The sequence below is a fragment of the Imbroritus primus genome, from assembly GCF_964332355.1.
GTDB lineage: Bacteria > Pseudomonadota > Gammaproteobacteria > Burkholderiales > Burkholderiaceae > Imbroritus > Imbroritus primus.
The window spans coordinates 2,389,839-2,404,197 of record NZ_OZ201293.1; the positions used below are offsets into that span (position 1 = coordinate 2,389,839).

17 protein-coding genes and 1 pseudogene are annotated in these 14,359 nt (G+C 63.4%); 6 read left to right on the plus strand and 12 right to left on the minus strand.

The window, feature by feature from the left end:
- Positions 1-82 precede the first annotated feature (82 nt).
- Positions 83-1,270 carry an acetylornithine transaminase gene (locus ACQ3C8_RS10930; RefSeq protein WP_009523241.1) on the plus strand — a complete coding sequence of 396 codons (1,188 nt, stop codon included), beginning with the start codon at positions 83-85 and terminating at the stop codon, positions 1,268-1,270.
- A gap of 212 nt (positions 1,271-1,482) precedes the next feature.
- On the opposite strand, the gene ACQ3C8_RS10935 is transcribed toward ACQ3C8_RS10930, so the two are convergent.
- The 7 genes from ACQ3C8_RS10935 to ACQ3C8_RS10965 all read right to left on the minus strand — a co-directional run bounded on the left by ACQ3C8_RS10935 (position 1,483) and on the right by ACQ3C8_RS10965 (position 8,429).
- Positions 1,483-2,199: an ABC transporter ATP-binding protein gene (locus ACQ3C8_RS10935; RefSeq protein ID WP_009523242.1), complete on the minus strand. Its 717-nt coding sequence runs from the start codon at positions 2,197-2,199 to the stop codon at positions 1,483-1,485.
- 58 nt (positions 2,200-2,257) lie between these two features.
- Positions 2,258-3,031 carry an ABC transporter ATP-binding protein gene (locus ACQ3C8_RS10940; protein WP_009523243.1) on the minus strand — a complete coding sequence of 258 codons (774 nt, stop codon included), beginning with the start codon at positions 3,029-3,031 and terminating at the stop codon, positions 2,258-2,260.
- Between the two features lie 10 nt (positions 3,032-3,041).
- A complete protein-coding gene (locus tag ACQ3C8_RS10945) occupies positions 3,042-4,175 on the minus strand; it encodes an ABC transporter permease subunit (protein WP_428851592.1) in 1,134 nt (377 codons plus the stop codon).
- 12 nt (positions 4,176-4,187) lie between these two features.
- Positions 4,188-5,123: a branched-chain amino acid ABC transporter permease gene (locus ACQ3C8_RS10950; protein WP_009523245.1), complete on the minus strand. Its 936-nt coding sequence runs from the start codon at positions 5,121-5,123 to the stop codon at positions 4,188-4,190.
- A 212-nt stretch (positions 5,124-5,335) separates the two neighbouring features.
- A complete protein-coding gene (locus tag ACQ3C8_RS10955) occupies positions 5,336-6,538 on the minus strand; it encodes a branched-chain amino acid ABC transporter substrate-binding protein (protein WP_009523246.1) in 1,203 nt (400 codons plus the stop codon).
- 415 nt (positions 6,539-6,953) lie between these two features.
- Positions 6,954-7,943, minus strand: a complete 990-nt coding sequence (gene ispH / locus ACQ3C8_RS10960; RefSeq protein ID WP_428851593.1) for a 4-hydroxy-3-methylbut-2-enyl diphosphate reductase — start codon at positions 7,941-7,943, stop codon at positions 6,954-6,956.
- 9 nt (positions 7,944-7,952) lie between these two features.
- Positions 7,953-8,429 carry an FKBP-type peptidyl-prolyl cis-trans isomerase gene (locus ACQ3C8_RS10965; protein ID WP_009523248.1) on the minus strand — a complete coding sequence of 159 codons (477 nt, stop codon included), beginning with the start codon at positions 8,427-8,429 and terminating at the stop codon, positions 7,953-7,955.
- 193 nt (positions 8,430-8,622) lie between these two features.
- Between ACQ3C8_RS10965 and radC the strand changes: the two genes are divergently transcribed.
- From radC to ACQ3C8_RS10985, 4 genes and pseudogenes are all read left to right on the plus strand, one after another.
- Positions 8,623-9,360 (plus strand): RadC family protein, encoded by a 738-nt coding sequence (radC, locus tag ACQ3C8_RS10970; protein ID WP_428851594.1) that lies wholly within the window; start codon positions 8,623-8,625, stop codon positions 9,358-9,360.
- Positions 9,361-9,504: 144 nt separating this feature from the next.
- Positions 9,505-9,714, plus strand: coding sequence for a 50S ribosomal protein L28 (gene rpmB / locus ACQ3C8_RS10975; protein ID WP_009523250.1), 210 nt, complete (start codon positions 9,505-9,507; stop codon positions 9,712-9,714).
- A gap of 29 nt (positions 9,715-9,743) precedes the next feature.
- A complete protein-coding gene (rpmG, locus tag ACQ3C8_RS10980; RefSeq protein ID WP_428851595.1) occupies positions 9,744-9,911 on the plus strand; it encodes a 50S ribosomal protein L33 in 168 nt (55 codons plus the stop codon).
- 253 nt (positions 9,912-10,164) lie between these two features.
- A pseudogene (locus ACQ3C8_RS10985) lies at positions 10,165-10,548 on the plus strand (Arm DNA-binding domain-containing protein); the annotation flags it as partial.
- Here the strand turns inward: ACQ3C8_RS10985 and arsB are convergent.
- Genes arsB through ACQ3C8_RS11005 form a run of 4 tightly spaced genes read right to left on the minus strand, consistent with a single transcriptional unit; the run spans position 10,533 to position 12,940 of the window.
- Positions 10,533-11,588: an ACR3 family arsenite efflux transporter gene (gene arsB, locus ACQ3C8_RS10990; RefSeq protein ID WP_428851596.1), complete on the minus strand. Its 1,056-nt coding sequence runs from the start codon at positions 11,586-11,588 to the stop codon at positions 10,533-10,535. The pseudogene ACQ3C8_RS10985 and the gene arsB overlap by 16 nt on opposite strands.
- A gap of 10 nt (positions 11,589-11,598) precedes the next feature.
- Positions 11,599-12,096 (minus strand): arsenate reductase ArsC, encoded by a 498-nt coding sequence (locus tag ACQ3C8_RS10995; RefSeq protein ID WP_013721777.1) that lies wholly within the window; start codon positions 12,094-12,096, stop codon positions 11,599-11,601.
- A gap of 12 nt (positions 12,097-12,108) precedes the next feature.
- Positions 12,109-12,579, minus strand: a complete 471-nt coding sequence (locus ACQ3C8_RS11000) for an ArsI/CadI family heavy metal resistance metalloenzyme (RefSeq protein WP_003107243.1) — start codon at positions 12,577-12,579, stop codon at positions 12,109-12,111.
- A gap of 13 nt (positions 12,580-12,592) precedes the next feature.
- Positions 12,593-12,940: an ArsR/SmtB family transcription factor gene (locus ACQ3C8_RS11005; RefSeq protein ID WP_003107245.1), complete on the minus strand. Its 348-nt coding sequence runs from the start codon at positions 12,938-12,940 to the stop codon at positions 12,593-12,595.
- A gap of 767 nt (positions 12,941-13,707) precedes the next feature.
- On the opposite strand from ACQ3C8_RS11005, the gene ACQ3C8_RS11010 reads away from it, so the two are divergent.
- The gene (locus ACQ3C8_RS11010) at positions 13,708-14,022 is read left to right on the plus strand and encodes a DUF736 domain-containing protein (protein WP_428853066.1); all 315 of its coding nucleotides are present in this window, start codon (positions 13,708-13,710) and stop codon (positions 14,020-14,022) included.
- Between the two features lie 94 nt (positions 14,023-14,116).
- On the opposite strand, the gene ACQ3C8_RS11015 is transcribed toward ACQ3C8_RS11010, so the two are convergent.
- A complete protein-coding gene (locus ACQ3C8_RS11015) occupies positions 14,117-14,350 on the minus strand; it encodes a hypothetical protein (RefSeq protein WP_428851597.1) in 234 nt (77 codons plus the stop codon).
- Between the last annotated feature and the right edge of the window lie 9 nt (positions 14,351-14,359).

Below are 14,359 nucleotides of genomic sequence, written 5' to 3' on the forward strand. Positions count from 1 at the left end.
TTTGCCGGATCGGTTCGCCGATCAATTTGCTGAGTCCGCTCATCCCGCTTCTGCCGTAACCCGAACCTGACTGGAGTGCACCATGGCATTTGCCGACTACCCCGTTCATACATTGATGACCATCACCACGCGGCCGGACCTCGTCTTTGTGGAGGGTCAAGGCTCCTGGATGACGGACCAGAACGGCAAGCGCTATCTGGATTTTCTGCAGGGCTGGGCGGTGAACTGCCTCGGCCATTCAGCTCCGGTGATGATTGACGCGCTCAACGCCCAGGCCCGCAAGATCATCAACCCGAGCCCGGCGTTCTATAACGAGCCGATGGTCAAGCTGGCCGAACTGCTGACGCAGAACAGCTGCTTCGACAAGGTCTTCTTCGCCAACAGCGGCGCGGAGGCCAACGAAGGCGCAATCAAGCTGGCACGCAAGTGGGGCCGCAAGAACAAGAGCGGCGCCTACCAGATCATCACCTTCGACCACAGCTTCCACGGCCGCACGCTGGCGACCATGAGCGCATCGGGCAAGGCTGGCTGGGACACGATCTTCGCCCCGCAGGTACCGGGCTTTCCGAAAGCCATCCTGAACGACATTGCGTCGGTCGAGGCGCTGATCACGGACGAAACCGTGGCCGTGATGCTGGAGCCGGTGCAGGGCGAAGGCGGCGTCATTCCCGCCACGCGCGAGTTCATGCAGCAGTTGCGCGCGCTGACCAAGGCAAAGAACATCCTGCTGATCGTCGATGAAGTGCAGACCGGCTGTGGCCGTTGCGGCTCGCTATTCGCCTACCAGCTCTCGGGCATCCAGCCGGACATCATGACGCTCGGCAAGGGCATTGGTGGCGGCGTGCCGCTCGCCGCGCTGCTCAGCACGGAAGCCGTGGCCTGCTTCGAGCCGGGCGACCAGGGCGGCACCTACAACGGCAATCCGCTGATGACGGCCGTCGGTCATGCCGTGATGAGCACGCTGCTCGAACCGGAATTCCTGCCGGGCGTGCTGGCGCGCGGCGAACATCTGCGCACACGTATGCTGGCGCTGTGCAGCGAGTTCGGCCTGGAGGGCGAGCGCGGTGAGGGCCTGCTGCGCGCCCTGCAGCTCGGCCGCGACATCGGCCCGCAACTGGTCGAGGCTGCGCGCGAACTAAACCCGCAGGGCCTGCTGCTCAACTCGCCCCGCCCCGCCCTGCTCCGTTTCATGCCGGCACTCAACATCAGCTTCGAGGAAATCGACGAGATGACCGAGATGCTGCGCGGCCTGCTGAAAAAGCATGCCTGAGCATAGGCCGGCATGATCCCGCCACGCCGGCCTGCGAAGCCTCGTAAAAAGCCACGCCAGAATGAGCGTGGCTTTTTCTTTGAGGTGGCGTCGTCCCGAACCAAGTGGGGCAATCCGCACAGCAGGGCTTGCCGTGCTTGCGGCGGATCGGCGGCATTGCAACCCGGCGCCAGCAAACATGGATCCTGCCCGGCTGCGCCGCGCGCGACGCCTCACTCGCCCAGGTACGCCGCCCGCACCTTCGGATCGTTCAGCATGTCCTTGGCATTGCCCGACATGGTGATGAGCCCGGAATCCATGACATAGCCGCGATCAGCGGCATGCAGCGCGAGCCGCGCGTTCTGCTCGACCAGCAGTACCGTCACGCCCTGCGCGGAAATGTCGCGCACGACCTCGAAGATCTTGTCGACCATGATTGGCGACAGCCCCATCGACGGCTCGTCGAGCAGCAACAGTTTGGGTTGACTCATCAACGCGCGCCCCATCGCCAGCATTTGCTGCTCGCCGCCGGACATGGTGCCGGCCAGCTGGTTGGCGCGCTCCTTGAGACGCGGAAAGATCGTGAACATGCGGTCGATGTCGCGCTGGATGCCCGCCTCGTCGTTGCGCACATAGGCACCCATCTTGAGATTTTCGGTGATGGTCATGCGCGCGAACACGCCGCGGCCTTCCGGCACCATCACCAGCCCGCGCTTGAGGAGTTCATAGCTCGGCATGCCCTTGATGGACTTGCCGAGGTACTCTACCTCGCCCGCTGCCCAGCCTTGCAGCCCCGTGATGGCCTTCATGGTGGTGGTCTTGCCTGCGCCGTTGGCGCCGATCAGCGTGACCAGCTCCCCTTCGCGAATCTCGAGGTCGACGCCCTTGACGGCCTGGATGCCGCCATACGCGACCTTCAGGCCCGAGATCTTCAGTATGGTTTGACTCATTGCATGTCCTTTGCCGGGTCGCGCCCGCAATTCGATGCGCACAGATCAGGCATGCCGATCAATGCGCCGACGTGCCCAGGTAGGCCTCGATCACTGCCGGGTTGTGCTGGACGTCATGCGGCGAGCCAGTGGCGATCACCTTGCCGTAGTCGAGCACCGTCAGGCGGTTGCACAGCCCCATCACCAGTTTCACGTCATGCTCGATCAGCAGGATGGTACGGCCGTCGTTGCGTATCTTGTCGAGCAGCGCGCGCAGTTCGACTTTTTCGGTCGCGTTCATGCCGGCGGCCGGCTCGTCGAGCGCGAGTAGCTTCGGCTCCGTGGCGAGGGCGCGGGCGATCTCGAGGCGGCGCTGATGCCCGTACGAGAGATTGCGCGCGGTGAAATTGGCGTACTGGCCAATGCCGACGTACTCGAGCAGGTCGTGCGCCATGTCCTCGATCGCCTCTTCCTCGCGCAGCGTCGCCCTGGTGCGGAAGACCGCGCCGAGCACGCCCGCCTTGGTGCGTACATGCCGGCCGACCATGACATTCTCGTGTGCGGTCATGTCGCCGAACAGCCGAATGTTCTGGAAGGTGCGCGCGATGCCGGCCTTCGCCACTTCATGCACTGCCGTTGGCTTGTAGGGCGCGCCACCCAGCATGAACTCGCCACTATCCGGCGTGTACAGGCCGGTGAGCACATTGAAGAAGGTCGTCTTGCCGGCGCCGTTCGGCCCGATGAGCCCGTAGATCTCGCCTTGCTCGATCTCGATGCCCACCTCCGACAAGGCCTGCAGGCCGCCGAAGCGCTTGTTGACCCCTTTGACAGATAACAGAATCGGTTTACTCATGCCGGTCTCCTCAGACGGTCCGCACCGGGGCGGCGCGTCGTTGTACCGGCCGGTCTTCCTTGCGCGGCGACGGCCAGATGCCGGACGGCCGGTAAAGCATGACCAGCACGAGCGCCAGGCCGAACAGCAGCTGGCGCAGAACCTCGGCCTCGATGATCACATGGTCGAAGAGCATGCGCTGCACTGGCTCGGCCGACGCACGCAGCAACTCCTGAAACCCGATCAGCAGGATACCGCCGAGGATCACGCCAGGCACGTGCCCCATGCCGCCAAGCACGACGATCGCGAGGATGTAGATCGACTCCCACAGCACGAACGACTCCGGCGAGACAAAGCCCTGGAATGCACCGAACATCGCGCCGGAGACGCCACCGAACGACGCGCCAAGTGCGAAGGCCAGCAGCTTGATGTTGCGCGTGTTGATGCCCATGGCCTTGGCGGCGATCTCGTCTTCGCGGATCGCCACCCAGGCGCGGCCGATACGCGAATGCTGCAGGCGCAGCGTGATGACGACGATCACGACCACCAGCGCAATGAACAGGTAGTAGTACATGAAGACCGGCGTGAACTTTAGGCCGAAAAACTCGTGTGTCTTGGCAAAGTTGAAACCGAAGATGGTCACCGGATCGACACCCGTGATGCCCTTCGGGCCGTTGGTCAGGTTGAGTGGACGGTCGAGATTGTTGAGGAAGATGCGGATGATTTCACCGAAGCCGAGCGTGACGATGGCGAGGTAGTCACCGCGCAGCTTGAGCGTCGGCGCACCGAGCAGGATGCCGAATATGCCGGCCAGCAACGCCCCGAGCGGAATGATGATCCAGACCGGCAAGTGCAGCCCCGACGGGAACAGGTGCCCGATCCATTCGAACTGGTTGCCGAGGTGCGGCGATCCGAGTAGTGCCATCATGTAGGCGCCCACGCCGTAGAAGGCGATATAGCCCAGGTCGAGCAGGCCAGCAAAGCCGACCACGATGTTAAGGCCCAGCGCCAGCATGATGTAGAGCAGCGCGAAATCGAGCACGCGTACCCAGTAGTTGCCACCAAGCGCATTGACGAGGAACGGGGCCACGAGGCCGATGGCAGCAAACACGATCAGGCCCGCGATCGACCGCGCCGGTGTTTTCTTGGAGAAGAATTCGGTCATGATGGTCTCCTGTCAGGCCCGGTCGGACACGCGTTCGCCCATGATGCCGGAGGGACGGAACAGCAGCACGCCGATCAGCACGATGAACGCGAACACGTCCTGGTAGTTTGAACCGAACACGCCGCCGGTCAGGTCCCCCACATAGCCCGCGCCGAGCGCCTCGATGAGGCCCAGCAGCATGCCGCCCAGCATGGCGCCCGCGAGGTTGCCGATGCCGCCGAGCACCGCGGCCGTGAAGGCCTTGAGACCCGGGATAAAGCCCATGTAGAAGTGCGCGTTGCCGTAGTTGGTGGCCATCATCACGCCGGCCACGGCGGCCAGCGCGGCGCCGATCATGAAGGTGGCGGAGATGACGAAATTGGGATTCACGCCCATCAGCCCGGCCACACGCTGGTTCTCCGCCGTGGCCCGCATCGCGCGGCCAAGACGTGTCTTGTTGACCAGCAGGGTCAGCCCGCTCATGACGATCACCGCCATACCGAGGATCACCATTTCCTTGCCGGTGATGGTAGCGCCGGTGGAACCGATCTCCACGGGGGTTGTGGGCAGCAGTTGCGGGAAGGTGAGCGGGTTGCGCGACCAGATCATCATGCCGATGGTCTGCAGGACGATGGAGACGCCAATCGCTGTGATCAGCGGCGCCAGCCGTGGCGCATTGCGCAGTGGGCGGTAGGCGACCTTTTCGATGGTGAAGCTGACGATCGCGCAGACCGGCATGGCGATACAGGTGGCGAGCACGAGCGTCAGCCAGTTGGGCAATCCGGGTGCGATGCCCTGGATCAGGCCGATCGACGACAACGCGGTCATTGCCCCGACCATGAGGATATCGCCATGGGCAAAATTGATGATGCCCAGAATGCCGTAGACCATGGTGTAGCCAAGGGCGATCAGCGCATAGATGCTGCCGAGCACCAGGCCATTGACGACCTGCTGGATAAAGATATCCATGAGACCTCCTTCCTGCCGTTCAAGCCATGGCGCGGGCGCGGTATCGCCCCGACCGGCTGGAACTGAATGCGGTTGGGTAAGAGCGGAGAACGGATAATGGCCTGCCAGCCGGTGTCTGCGATTCCGGGATGAGGAAATGCATGGCTTGGCGAGGTTGAAAAAACGGCACCGCGATGGGTGACGGTGCCGTTTTCAGTGGCTGATGGCCGGGTTTACATCTTGACGACGTCAAGCACGGACTTTTTCTTGTCCTTGTAGTCGTAGAGGGTAATCACGCCCTCCTTCATGTCGCCCTTCTCGTCGAAAGCGATATTGCCGATCACGCCCTTGTAGTTGGTCTTGGGCAGTTCGGCGAGGATTTTGGCCGGCTCGGTGGAACCGGCCCGCTTCATGGCGTCGGCGATGACCATCACGGCGTCGTAAGTGAACGGGGCGTAGATCTGGACCGGGGCATTGAAACGGTCCTGATAGCGTTTCTGGAAGTCCGCGCCGTTCTCCATCTTCGACAGCGCCAGCCCGGCTTCCGAGCAGACGATGTTGGAGACGGCATCGCCCGCCAGCTCGGCCACCTTGTCGGTACACATGCCGTCACCGCTGACGATCTTGGCGGTAATGCCCAGTTCCTTCGCCTGCTTGGCGAACGGGCCGCCGGTGGCGTCCATGCCGCCGTACATGATGACGTCAGGCTTCTTGCCCTTGATCTTGGTCAGAATGGCCTTGAAATCCGTAGCCTTGTCGTTGGTGGCCTCACGGGCCACCACGTTTGCACCGGAAGTCTTGATGGTCTTCTCGAATTCGTCCGCGAGACCCTTGCCGTAGGCGGTGGCATCGTCGACGATCGCCACGTTCTTGGCATGCAGGCTCTTGCTGGCGTAGTTGGCCAGCGCCGGACCTTGCTGGGCATCGGTCGCCACGACGCGGAAGGTGGTCTTGAAGCCTTGTTTGGTGTAGTCAGGATTGGTGGACGACGGCGATACCTGGGCAATGCCGGCATCGCTGTAGATCTTCGAGGCGGGAATCGAGACACCGGAATTCAGGTGGCCCACCACGGCAACGACCTTGGCGTCGACAAGCTTCTGGGCCACGGCGGTACCCGTTTTCGGATCACCCGCATCATCCTCGCCCACGAGTTCCAGCTTGACCTTCTTGCCACCGATCTCGAGACCCGACTTGTTGAGTTCTTCGACAGCGAGGCGCGCGCCGTTCTCATTGTCCTTGCCGAGGTGGGCGATACCGCCCGTCAGCGGCGCGGCGTGGCCGATCTTGACCACCACTTCGCCACCGGAGGCAGCAGGGGCAGCGGCCGCAGGCTCGGAAGCTGCCGGTGCAGCAGGGGCTTCTTCTTTCTTGCCGCAGGCCGCGACGAGCGTCATGGCGGCAGCCAACGGCAACAGCTTGGAAAACGGGATGTGCATGAGTGATCTCCTAGAACTCACTGGACGAAACCAACGTACTTCTAAATCCTCTTCCCACACCAACATTGTTTCAAATGGAAACGCGCAAAATCTATTCCCTTTTTTTTGCAGATGCAATATGCGTCGCAACAACTTCAATCCACGCAGCGACGGGGCTGTCAGGGATTCTCCCGATGCCCTTCCACGGGGATTTCCTGCAAGGCACCATGGCGCCGCAAGGCGCATTCAACATTCATGCCAGCTGACTCTCGGGCGCAATGGCAGGGCCCGCCCGCCGCCATGCGAGCGGTGAACGGAGGCTTAACGCGAAGCCATGCACCCCGCCATGCGGAGCGTCGGAAATCTAGAGGGAAACTTCGGATAATCCGCACGCCTGCCCACCGCTCGGGCACGGGTGGGCGTAGCGGAAAAACGGTCAGTTGCTGGCCGTCAGTCCTTTCGGCAGGGGAAAGGACATGTTTTCTTCGATGCCGTCGAGGGCGCGCACGCGTTGCACGCCACGCCGCTGCAGCTCGGTCACGATGGACTGGGCCAGCACTTCCGGCGCGGACGCGCCGGCGGTCACGCCGATACGCCGCTTGCCAGCGATCCATTCATCGCGGATCTGTTCCGGCGCGTCGGCCAGATAGGCGGGCACGCCAAGGCGCTCGGCCACTTCACGCAGGCGATTGGAATTCGAGCTATTCGGGCTGCCGACCACGATGACCGCATCGACCTGCGGGGCCATGAACTTGACGGCATCCTGTCGGTTTTGCGTGGCGTAGCAGATGTCCTGCTTTTTCGGCTCGCTGATCGCCGGAAAGCGTGCCTTGAGGGCCGCCACGATCTCGCGCGTCTCGTCCACCGACAGGGTCGTTTGCGTGACATAGGCAAGGCGCTCGGGATTGGCCACCTGGAGCCTGGCCACGTCGGCGACCGACTCCACCAGCAGCATCCCGCCGTCGGCCTGGCCCATGGTGCCCTCGACTTCGGGGTGGCCTTTGTGGCCGATCATGACGATCTCGCAATCCTGTGCGCGCATCTTCGAGACTTCGACGTGCACCTTGGTCACCAGCGGGCACGTCGCATCGAATACACGCAATCCGCGCGCCTCGGCTGCCTCGCGCACGGCGCGCGACACGCCGTGGGCACTGAAGATGACGGTGCCGCCGGTCGGCACTTCGTCCAGTTCCTGGACGAACACTGCACCTTTCTGACGCAGATCGTTCACGACATAGGCGTTATGCACGATTTCGTGGCGCACGTAGATCGGCGCACCAAAACGTTTCAGCGCCTGCTCGACGATCTCGATGGCACGGTCAACGCCGGCGCAGAAGCCGCGCGGCTGGGCCAGCACGACTTCGGCATCGGGAGCCGTCACCGTGTTGGCCGAGGTCTGGAGAGTGGTCGATCCGGAAGTGGTCATCGCAAAGCCTTACATTACGCCAATCAGTTGCACGTCGAACAGGATGGTCTGGCCAGCGAGCGGATGGTTGAAGTCGAACAGCGCCGAGGTGGCACCTAATTCCTTCAGTACGCCGGCATACTTGCCGCCGCCGGGCGCATTGAACTCCACCAGGTCGCCGGGCTCGTACGATTCCTCGAACGAACTGTTTTCCCGCAGGAGGTTGAGCGACACCTGTTGCAGCAGGTCCGGATTACGCGGCCCGAAAGCATGTTCCGGACTGAGGCGGTAAGTCATGCGCTGGCCGGCCGACATGCCGAGCAGGGCCTGCTCCAATGTTGGCGCGAGCTGCCCCTGGCCGAGCAGCAGCGTGGCGGGCTTGTCTTCGAACGTGCTGACGACGGTCGTGCCATCCTCCAGCGCGATGCGGTAGTGCAGGGTCAGGAAGGAATCGGGCTGGACGGTGGGCGCGCCACCTGCCGGAGAAACAGAAGTTTGCGAAGTCATGCTGCACCAATCGGATCAAGCCTTGTATTGTAAGCCACTGGCGCAGTCCTGACAGCGCCCCGCCCGTCACCGCCGGCACCAGGGTGATACCGGACATGCCGCCTGATAGGCGTTGCGTGCCGCATCACAATCCGCCATTCCACCCGTACGCTCGGGCCATCCCAACCCACTTGCCTCTGCTATGTCCCTGCCCATGCCGATTCGTGAATGGCCGGAGAACCTTCGGCCCCGTGAACGCCTGCTCAAGCACGGCGCCGCCGTTCTCGGCGATGCGGAACTGCTGGCCCTGTTCCTGCGCGTGGGAACAACCGGCATGAATGCCGTCGAGCTCGGGCGCCACCTGCTCGTCCATTTTGGCTCGCTGACCCGCCTGTGCCGCGCCACGCTGGAAGAGCTGTCTGCCGTGCCCGGCATTGGCGTGGCCAAATACACACAGTTGCAGGCCGTCATGGAAATGGCCCGGCGCGCGCTCGCGGAGGAACTGACCGCCACGCCGGTCATGACCTCCCCGACCGCGGTCGGGGACTACCTGCGGCTGACACTCGGCGCGCAGACACGCGAAGTATTCCGCTGCCTGTTCCTGGATACCCAGAACCGCCTGATCGCCGATGTCGAACTGTTCCAGGGCACAATCGACCAGGCTGCCGTCTACCCGCGAGAAGTTATTCGTACAGCACTTTCGCACAACGCCGCCGGCGTGATCCTGGCCCACAACCATCCAGGAGGCGATCCGCGACCGAGCGCCGCGGATGACGCGCTGACCGCCACATTGGCCCGGGGCCTCGCGCTCATCGATAGCCGCGTGCTCGATCACCTCATCATCAGCGCCCATGCGATATACTCCTTTGCCGAGCACGGTTGCCTGCCGGATACGGGCCCCACGCCCCGGGCCGGACACCCGGAACCTCAAAAAAAGTCCCTTGTCCGTTGATAGCGGAACAATTTCTGGTTTATAATCCTCGCTTTACCGCAGTCCAACCGCCGCAGCTTTCTCGTGTCGACGCCGGAAACCCCGTGCTCCACTCCAGGCTGCCGCTACCGTTGTCAACGAATTCAAGAGTTTAGGAGTGCTCAAATGGCACGACGCTGCAAAGTGACGGGCAAAGGCCCGATGGTGGGCAACAACGTTTCCCACGCCAACAACAAGACCAAGCGCCGCTTCCTGCCGAACCTGCAGAACAAGAAGGTGTGGAACGAAGAGCGCGGCTGCTTCGTGTCGATGCGCATCACGGCCGCCGGCCTGCGCACGCTCGAAAAGCAAGGCTACGGCATCGCCTCGGCCTGATCCGGTTCAACACATTCTAGGAGTTCCCCATGGCCAAAGGCGGACGCGACAAAATCAAGCTGGAATCGACCGCAGGCACGGGTCATTTCTACACCACCGACAAGAACAAGCGCACCATGCCGGAAAAGATGGCGATCAAGAAGTTCGATCCCGTCGTTCGTAAGCATGTGGAGTACAAGGAAACCAAGATCAAGTAATCTTGGGTTTCGCTGCGCCGGCACCCGGTCGATCTTCCGGGTTGCAACACAAGAACCTCGCCACGGCGGGGTTTTTTGTTTCACGATGACTCCAGCCCGACATTCCGCTGGACTGCGCTGTAGCCCGATACAGCAGGTTTATCAATAACTTACGCGCGTCCATCATATGCCGGTGCTTTCTGAAACCTGATCCGGCATTCCCTCCCGCCACTCCTATGTGGCTCCTGGAACCGGGTCGTTCCGAGGAGTCATCGTGGCAAAGATCAAGCTCACCAAAACCGCCGTAGAAACGGCGCAACCTCAGGCCAAGGACGTCGAACTGCGGGATACCGTGGTGCCTTGCTTCCTGTGCAAGATCACCCCAGCGGGCCGCCGGGTGTTCATGCTTCAGTACCGCACGAACGCCGGGCAGTCCCGCAAGCCCTCGCTGGGACTGTATGGGGAATTGACCGTCGAGCAGGCCCGCGTCATGGCGCAGGACTGGCTGGCCGAGGTTCGCCGGGGTGGCGATCCCGGCGGCGCCAAGGCCGAGGCGCGCAAGGCACCCACGATGGCCGAGCTGTGCAAGAAGTTCATGGAGGACTACTCCAAGAAACGCAACAAGCCCAGCACCTGGCGCGGCTACCAGCCCTTGCTTTGGTTGACGATCCGAACGACCAGCAGCATGACTGGCACCTCGATCAGCACACCGACCACGGTGGCCAGCGCGGCGCCGGACTGGAAGCCGAACAGGCTGATGGCGGCGGCTACGGCCAGCTCGAAGAAGTTGCTGGCGCCGATCAGCGCCGAAGGACAAGCGATGCTGTGCTGCTCGCCCGCCTTGCGGTTGAGCCAATAGGCCAGGCCGGAGTTGAAGAACACCTGGATCAAGATCGGCACGGCCAGCATGGCGATCACCAGCGGCTGGCGGATGATGGCCTCGCCTTGGAAGGCGAACAGCAGCACCAGCGTGAGCAGCAGCGCCGCGATCGACAGCGGGCCGATGCGCTCCAGCGCCCGGTCGAAGGCGGCTTGGCCCTTGCTCAGCAGCGCGCGGCGCCAGAGCTGGGCCAGGATGACTGGAATCACGATGTACAGGCCGACCGATACCAGCAGCGTGGCCCACGGCACCGTGATGGACGACAGGCCCAGCAGCAGGCCGACGATGGGCGCGAAGGCGAACACCATGATGGTGTCGTTCAGCGCGACCTGCGACAGCGTGAACACCGGATCGCCCCCGGTCAGCCGACTCCAGACGAACACCATGGCTGTGCAAGGTGCGGCGGCCAGCAGGATCAGGCCCGCGACATAGCTGTCGAGCTGGTCGGCGGGCAGCCACTGCGCGAAGACCTGGCGGATAAAGATCCAGGCCAGCAGCGCCATCGAGAAGGGCTTGACGGCCCAGTTGATGAACAGCGTCACGCCGATGCCGCGCCAGTGCTGCTTGACTTGGCCGAGAGCGCCGAAGTCCACCTTGAGCAGCATGGGAATGATCATCACCCAGATCAGCAGGCCCACGGGCAGGTTGACCTGAGCCACTTCCATGCGGCCGATGGCCTGGAACACGCCCGGCGCGAACTGGCCGAGCGCGATACCGGCGACGATGCACAGCAGCACCCACACGCTCAGGTAGCGCTCGAAGACGCTCATGGTGGAGGTGGCCGGCGCACGGCCGGCCGTTTGGGTTCCAACACTCATCGCGCCAACCTCACTTCGTACCGATGCTGCGCAGCTCGTGCTGCAACGACATGGCATCCAAGCGCTGCATCGGCAGCGACAGGAATAGCTCGATGCGCCGGCGCAAGGTCAGCGCCGCATCCGTGAACGCCTTGCGCTTCTGTTCGTCGGTGCCCTCGACGGCTGCGGGATCGGGCACACCCCAATGCGCCGACATCGGGCGTCCCGGCCACACGGGGCAGACTTCGCCGGCGGCGTTGTCGCAGACCGTGAAGATGAAATCCAGCTCCGGCGCACCGGGCGCCGCGAACTCGTCCCAGTTCTTGCTGCGGTAGCCGGCGGTCGGCATGTGCAGCCGCTCCAGCGTGGCGAGCGCCAGTGGGTGGACTTCGCCCTTGGGGTGGCTGCCCGCCGAGTAGGCGCGAAAGCGCCCCTGGCCCAATTCATTGAGGATGCCTTCGGCCAGGATGGAGCGGGCCGAGTTACCCGTGCAGATGAACAGGGCGTTGTAGGTCTTGTCGGTGGTCATGGGTATCTCACATCAGCAGCAGGAGGAAGCCGGCTTCACCGCAACGCCCACCGGCTTGCCGCGCACCGGGGTACAGCACGCTGCGGCGGAAGTCGCTGCAGGCGCCGCTTCGTTAAAGACCGGAATGTTGCCCAGCGTGTGGAAGTGCTCCCAGGCCACGCCCTGCGGATCGGTGATCCAGTGCTTCTCGCTGCGCGCGTAGCAGCAGGTCGTGGTGCCCTCGTCCAGCAGCGTCATGTCGGCCGCCTCGGCGCGGGCCTTCAGCACCGCCAATTCCTCGGCATCGTCGGTCTGGATACCCAGGTGGTCGATGCCCGGCTTGTTGCCACGTGTGGAGATGGCGAAGTTGACCGGCGGGTCTTCGAGCATCCATTTGGCGTAGTCGCCTTCGACGCGCGCGGGCTGCGCGGCGAACAGTTGGGAATAGAAGCCGATGCTGCGGTTCAGGTCATCGACGTGCAGGTGGACGTGAAAGCGCTTCATGGGGGTGATCCTTTCAGCAGGAAGTACAGGCAGAGGAGGATTCGGTGACCTCGCACGCGCCGCCCTGGCAGCAGTGCTCGGTCAGGTAGCCGAGCAGCCCATTCATCTGGGTGAAGTCGGCGCGGTAGATCAGGTTGCGGCCCTGCTGCTCGATGGTGACCAGGCCGGCATGGGCCAGTTCTTTCAGGTGGAAGGACAGGGAGTTGCGGGCCACGTCGAGCTGGTCGGCGAGGACGCTGGGTGTCAGCCCTTCGGGGCCGGCGACCACCAGGGCGCGGAACACGCGCAGCCGCTGGGTATGGGCCAGGGCGCCGAGGGCGGAAATGGCTTGGGTCTCGTTCATTATTCGATAATACAACATTTATTGAATCATTGGCAAAACGCTTCAATTGAATGGAGCCTGCGCGCTTGCGAGGCTTGACTTTCAAGACAGTTGCTCACGCCTTCGCGCCTGCGGCGCTGCGCGCTTCGCTTGCCTCCAGGGGAAAGCCCTGCGGGCTATCCCCGCCGCGCGCAGCTTGGCGCCCCTCGATGTGGCCGAACCGGCTGCGCCGGATCGGCCCGTCCAGCGCCCCGCCGCGATGAACGGGGCGCTGGCGAACACGCTGGCGCTTGCTGCGGCAGGTTGTGCAGGTGCGTGCCGTCCTCAACGCTGGCGGTTCCTGCCCATCACGTCACGAAGGACGGTTCACGGACAACCCGCCCGGCATCGCTATGGAGCTTCCACGCCACGCCTCAAGACCGGCGCCGCAAGGTGTGGTGGAGGCGTTCTCGCCTGTCGTTGCGGGGTTGACCTCGCCCGCGTCAGCGGGCGAGCCGGAGAAGCCTTCGAGCGGGGATGCCGAGCAGGCCCTATCTCCTTTCGGAGCGGTTCGACCCAAGGCGTCCTTGTCTCGTTGTGAATCCTGGCGGTGGCGCGGCTGCGCCTCGGGCTTCATGGCTGCAACCGTCCGGCGAAAACAATTTCCCCGCCGCTGCACGGCTTCCTCGCGCAGCAAATTCTTTTCGCCTCCCGGCTCTCCACTGCGTTTCGACCGCAAGCGGTGCGGCCAGCCCGTCCCCTGCCGGCCGGATCACAACAAGGACGCGATGGGCGCGAACCTTGTTCAACCGAAAGGAGAAAACATCATGGCCAACATCGGCACCTTCACCGCAGACAAAGACGGCTTCACCGGCACGCTTCGCACCCTGACGCTCAACGTCAAGGTCAAGTTGGTGCCCAACGACAAGGGCGACAACGAGAAGGCCCCGGATTTCCGCCTGCAGGCCGCCAGTCACGATATCGGCGCGGCGTGGAAGAAGACCAGCGAGGCCGGGCGGGAGTACATCTCCGTGACCTTTGACGATCCTTCGTTCGCGGCCACGGTCTACGCCCGCCTGATCGAAGGCGAGGACGGCACGCACGACCTGATCTGGTCGCGCAGCAAGCCCCAGGCAGCCTGACGGCCGCCAAGCACCCCGCCCACGTGGCGGGGTTCGGTGCCGCTAATCGCAGCACGGCCAGAGGCACAAGCTGGGAGGCCCATGCCAATGACGGTCATGCCCTGAGCGCGGCCAGAAGCAGCACGGTCCAGCCAGTGGCGCTGACGATGCTGATCGCCAATAAACGCTTGGACTGGCGGGAATCCAGGTTGCGGTAGACGGGCAGTTTGGTTCTGACCGTATGGAAAGCAGCGAGGGCGGAAAGCGCCAATGCGATGCCGATGGACACTGTTCCTACGCGGTGTCCTAGCACGGCCGTGGCAATGAACACCACCAGGAAGGCCAGCAAAGCTCTGCT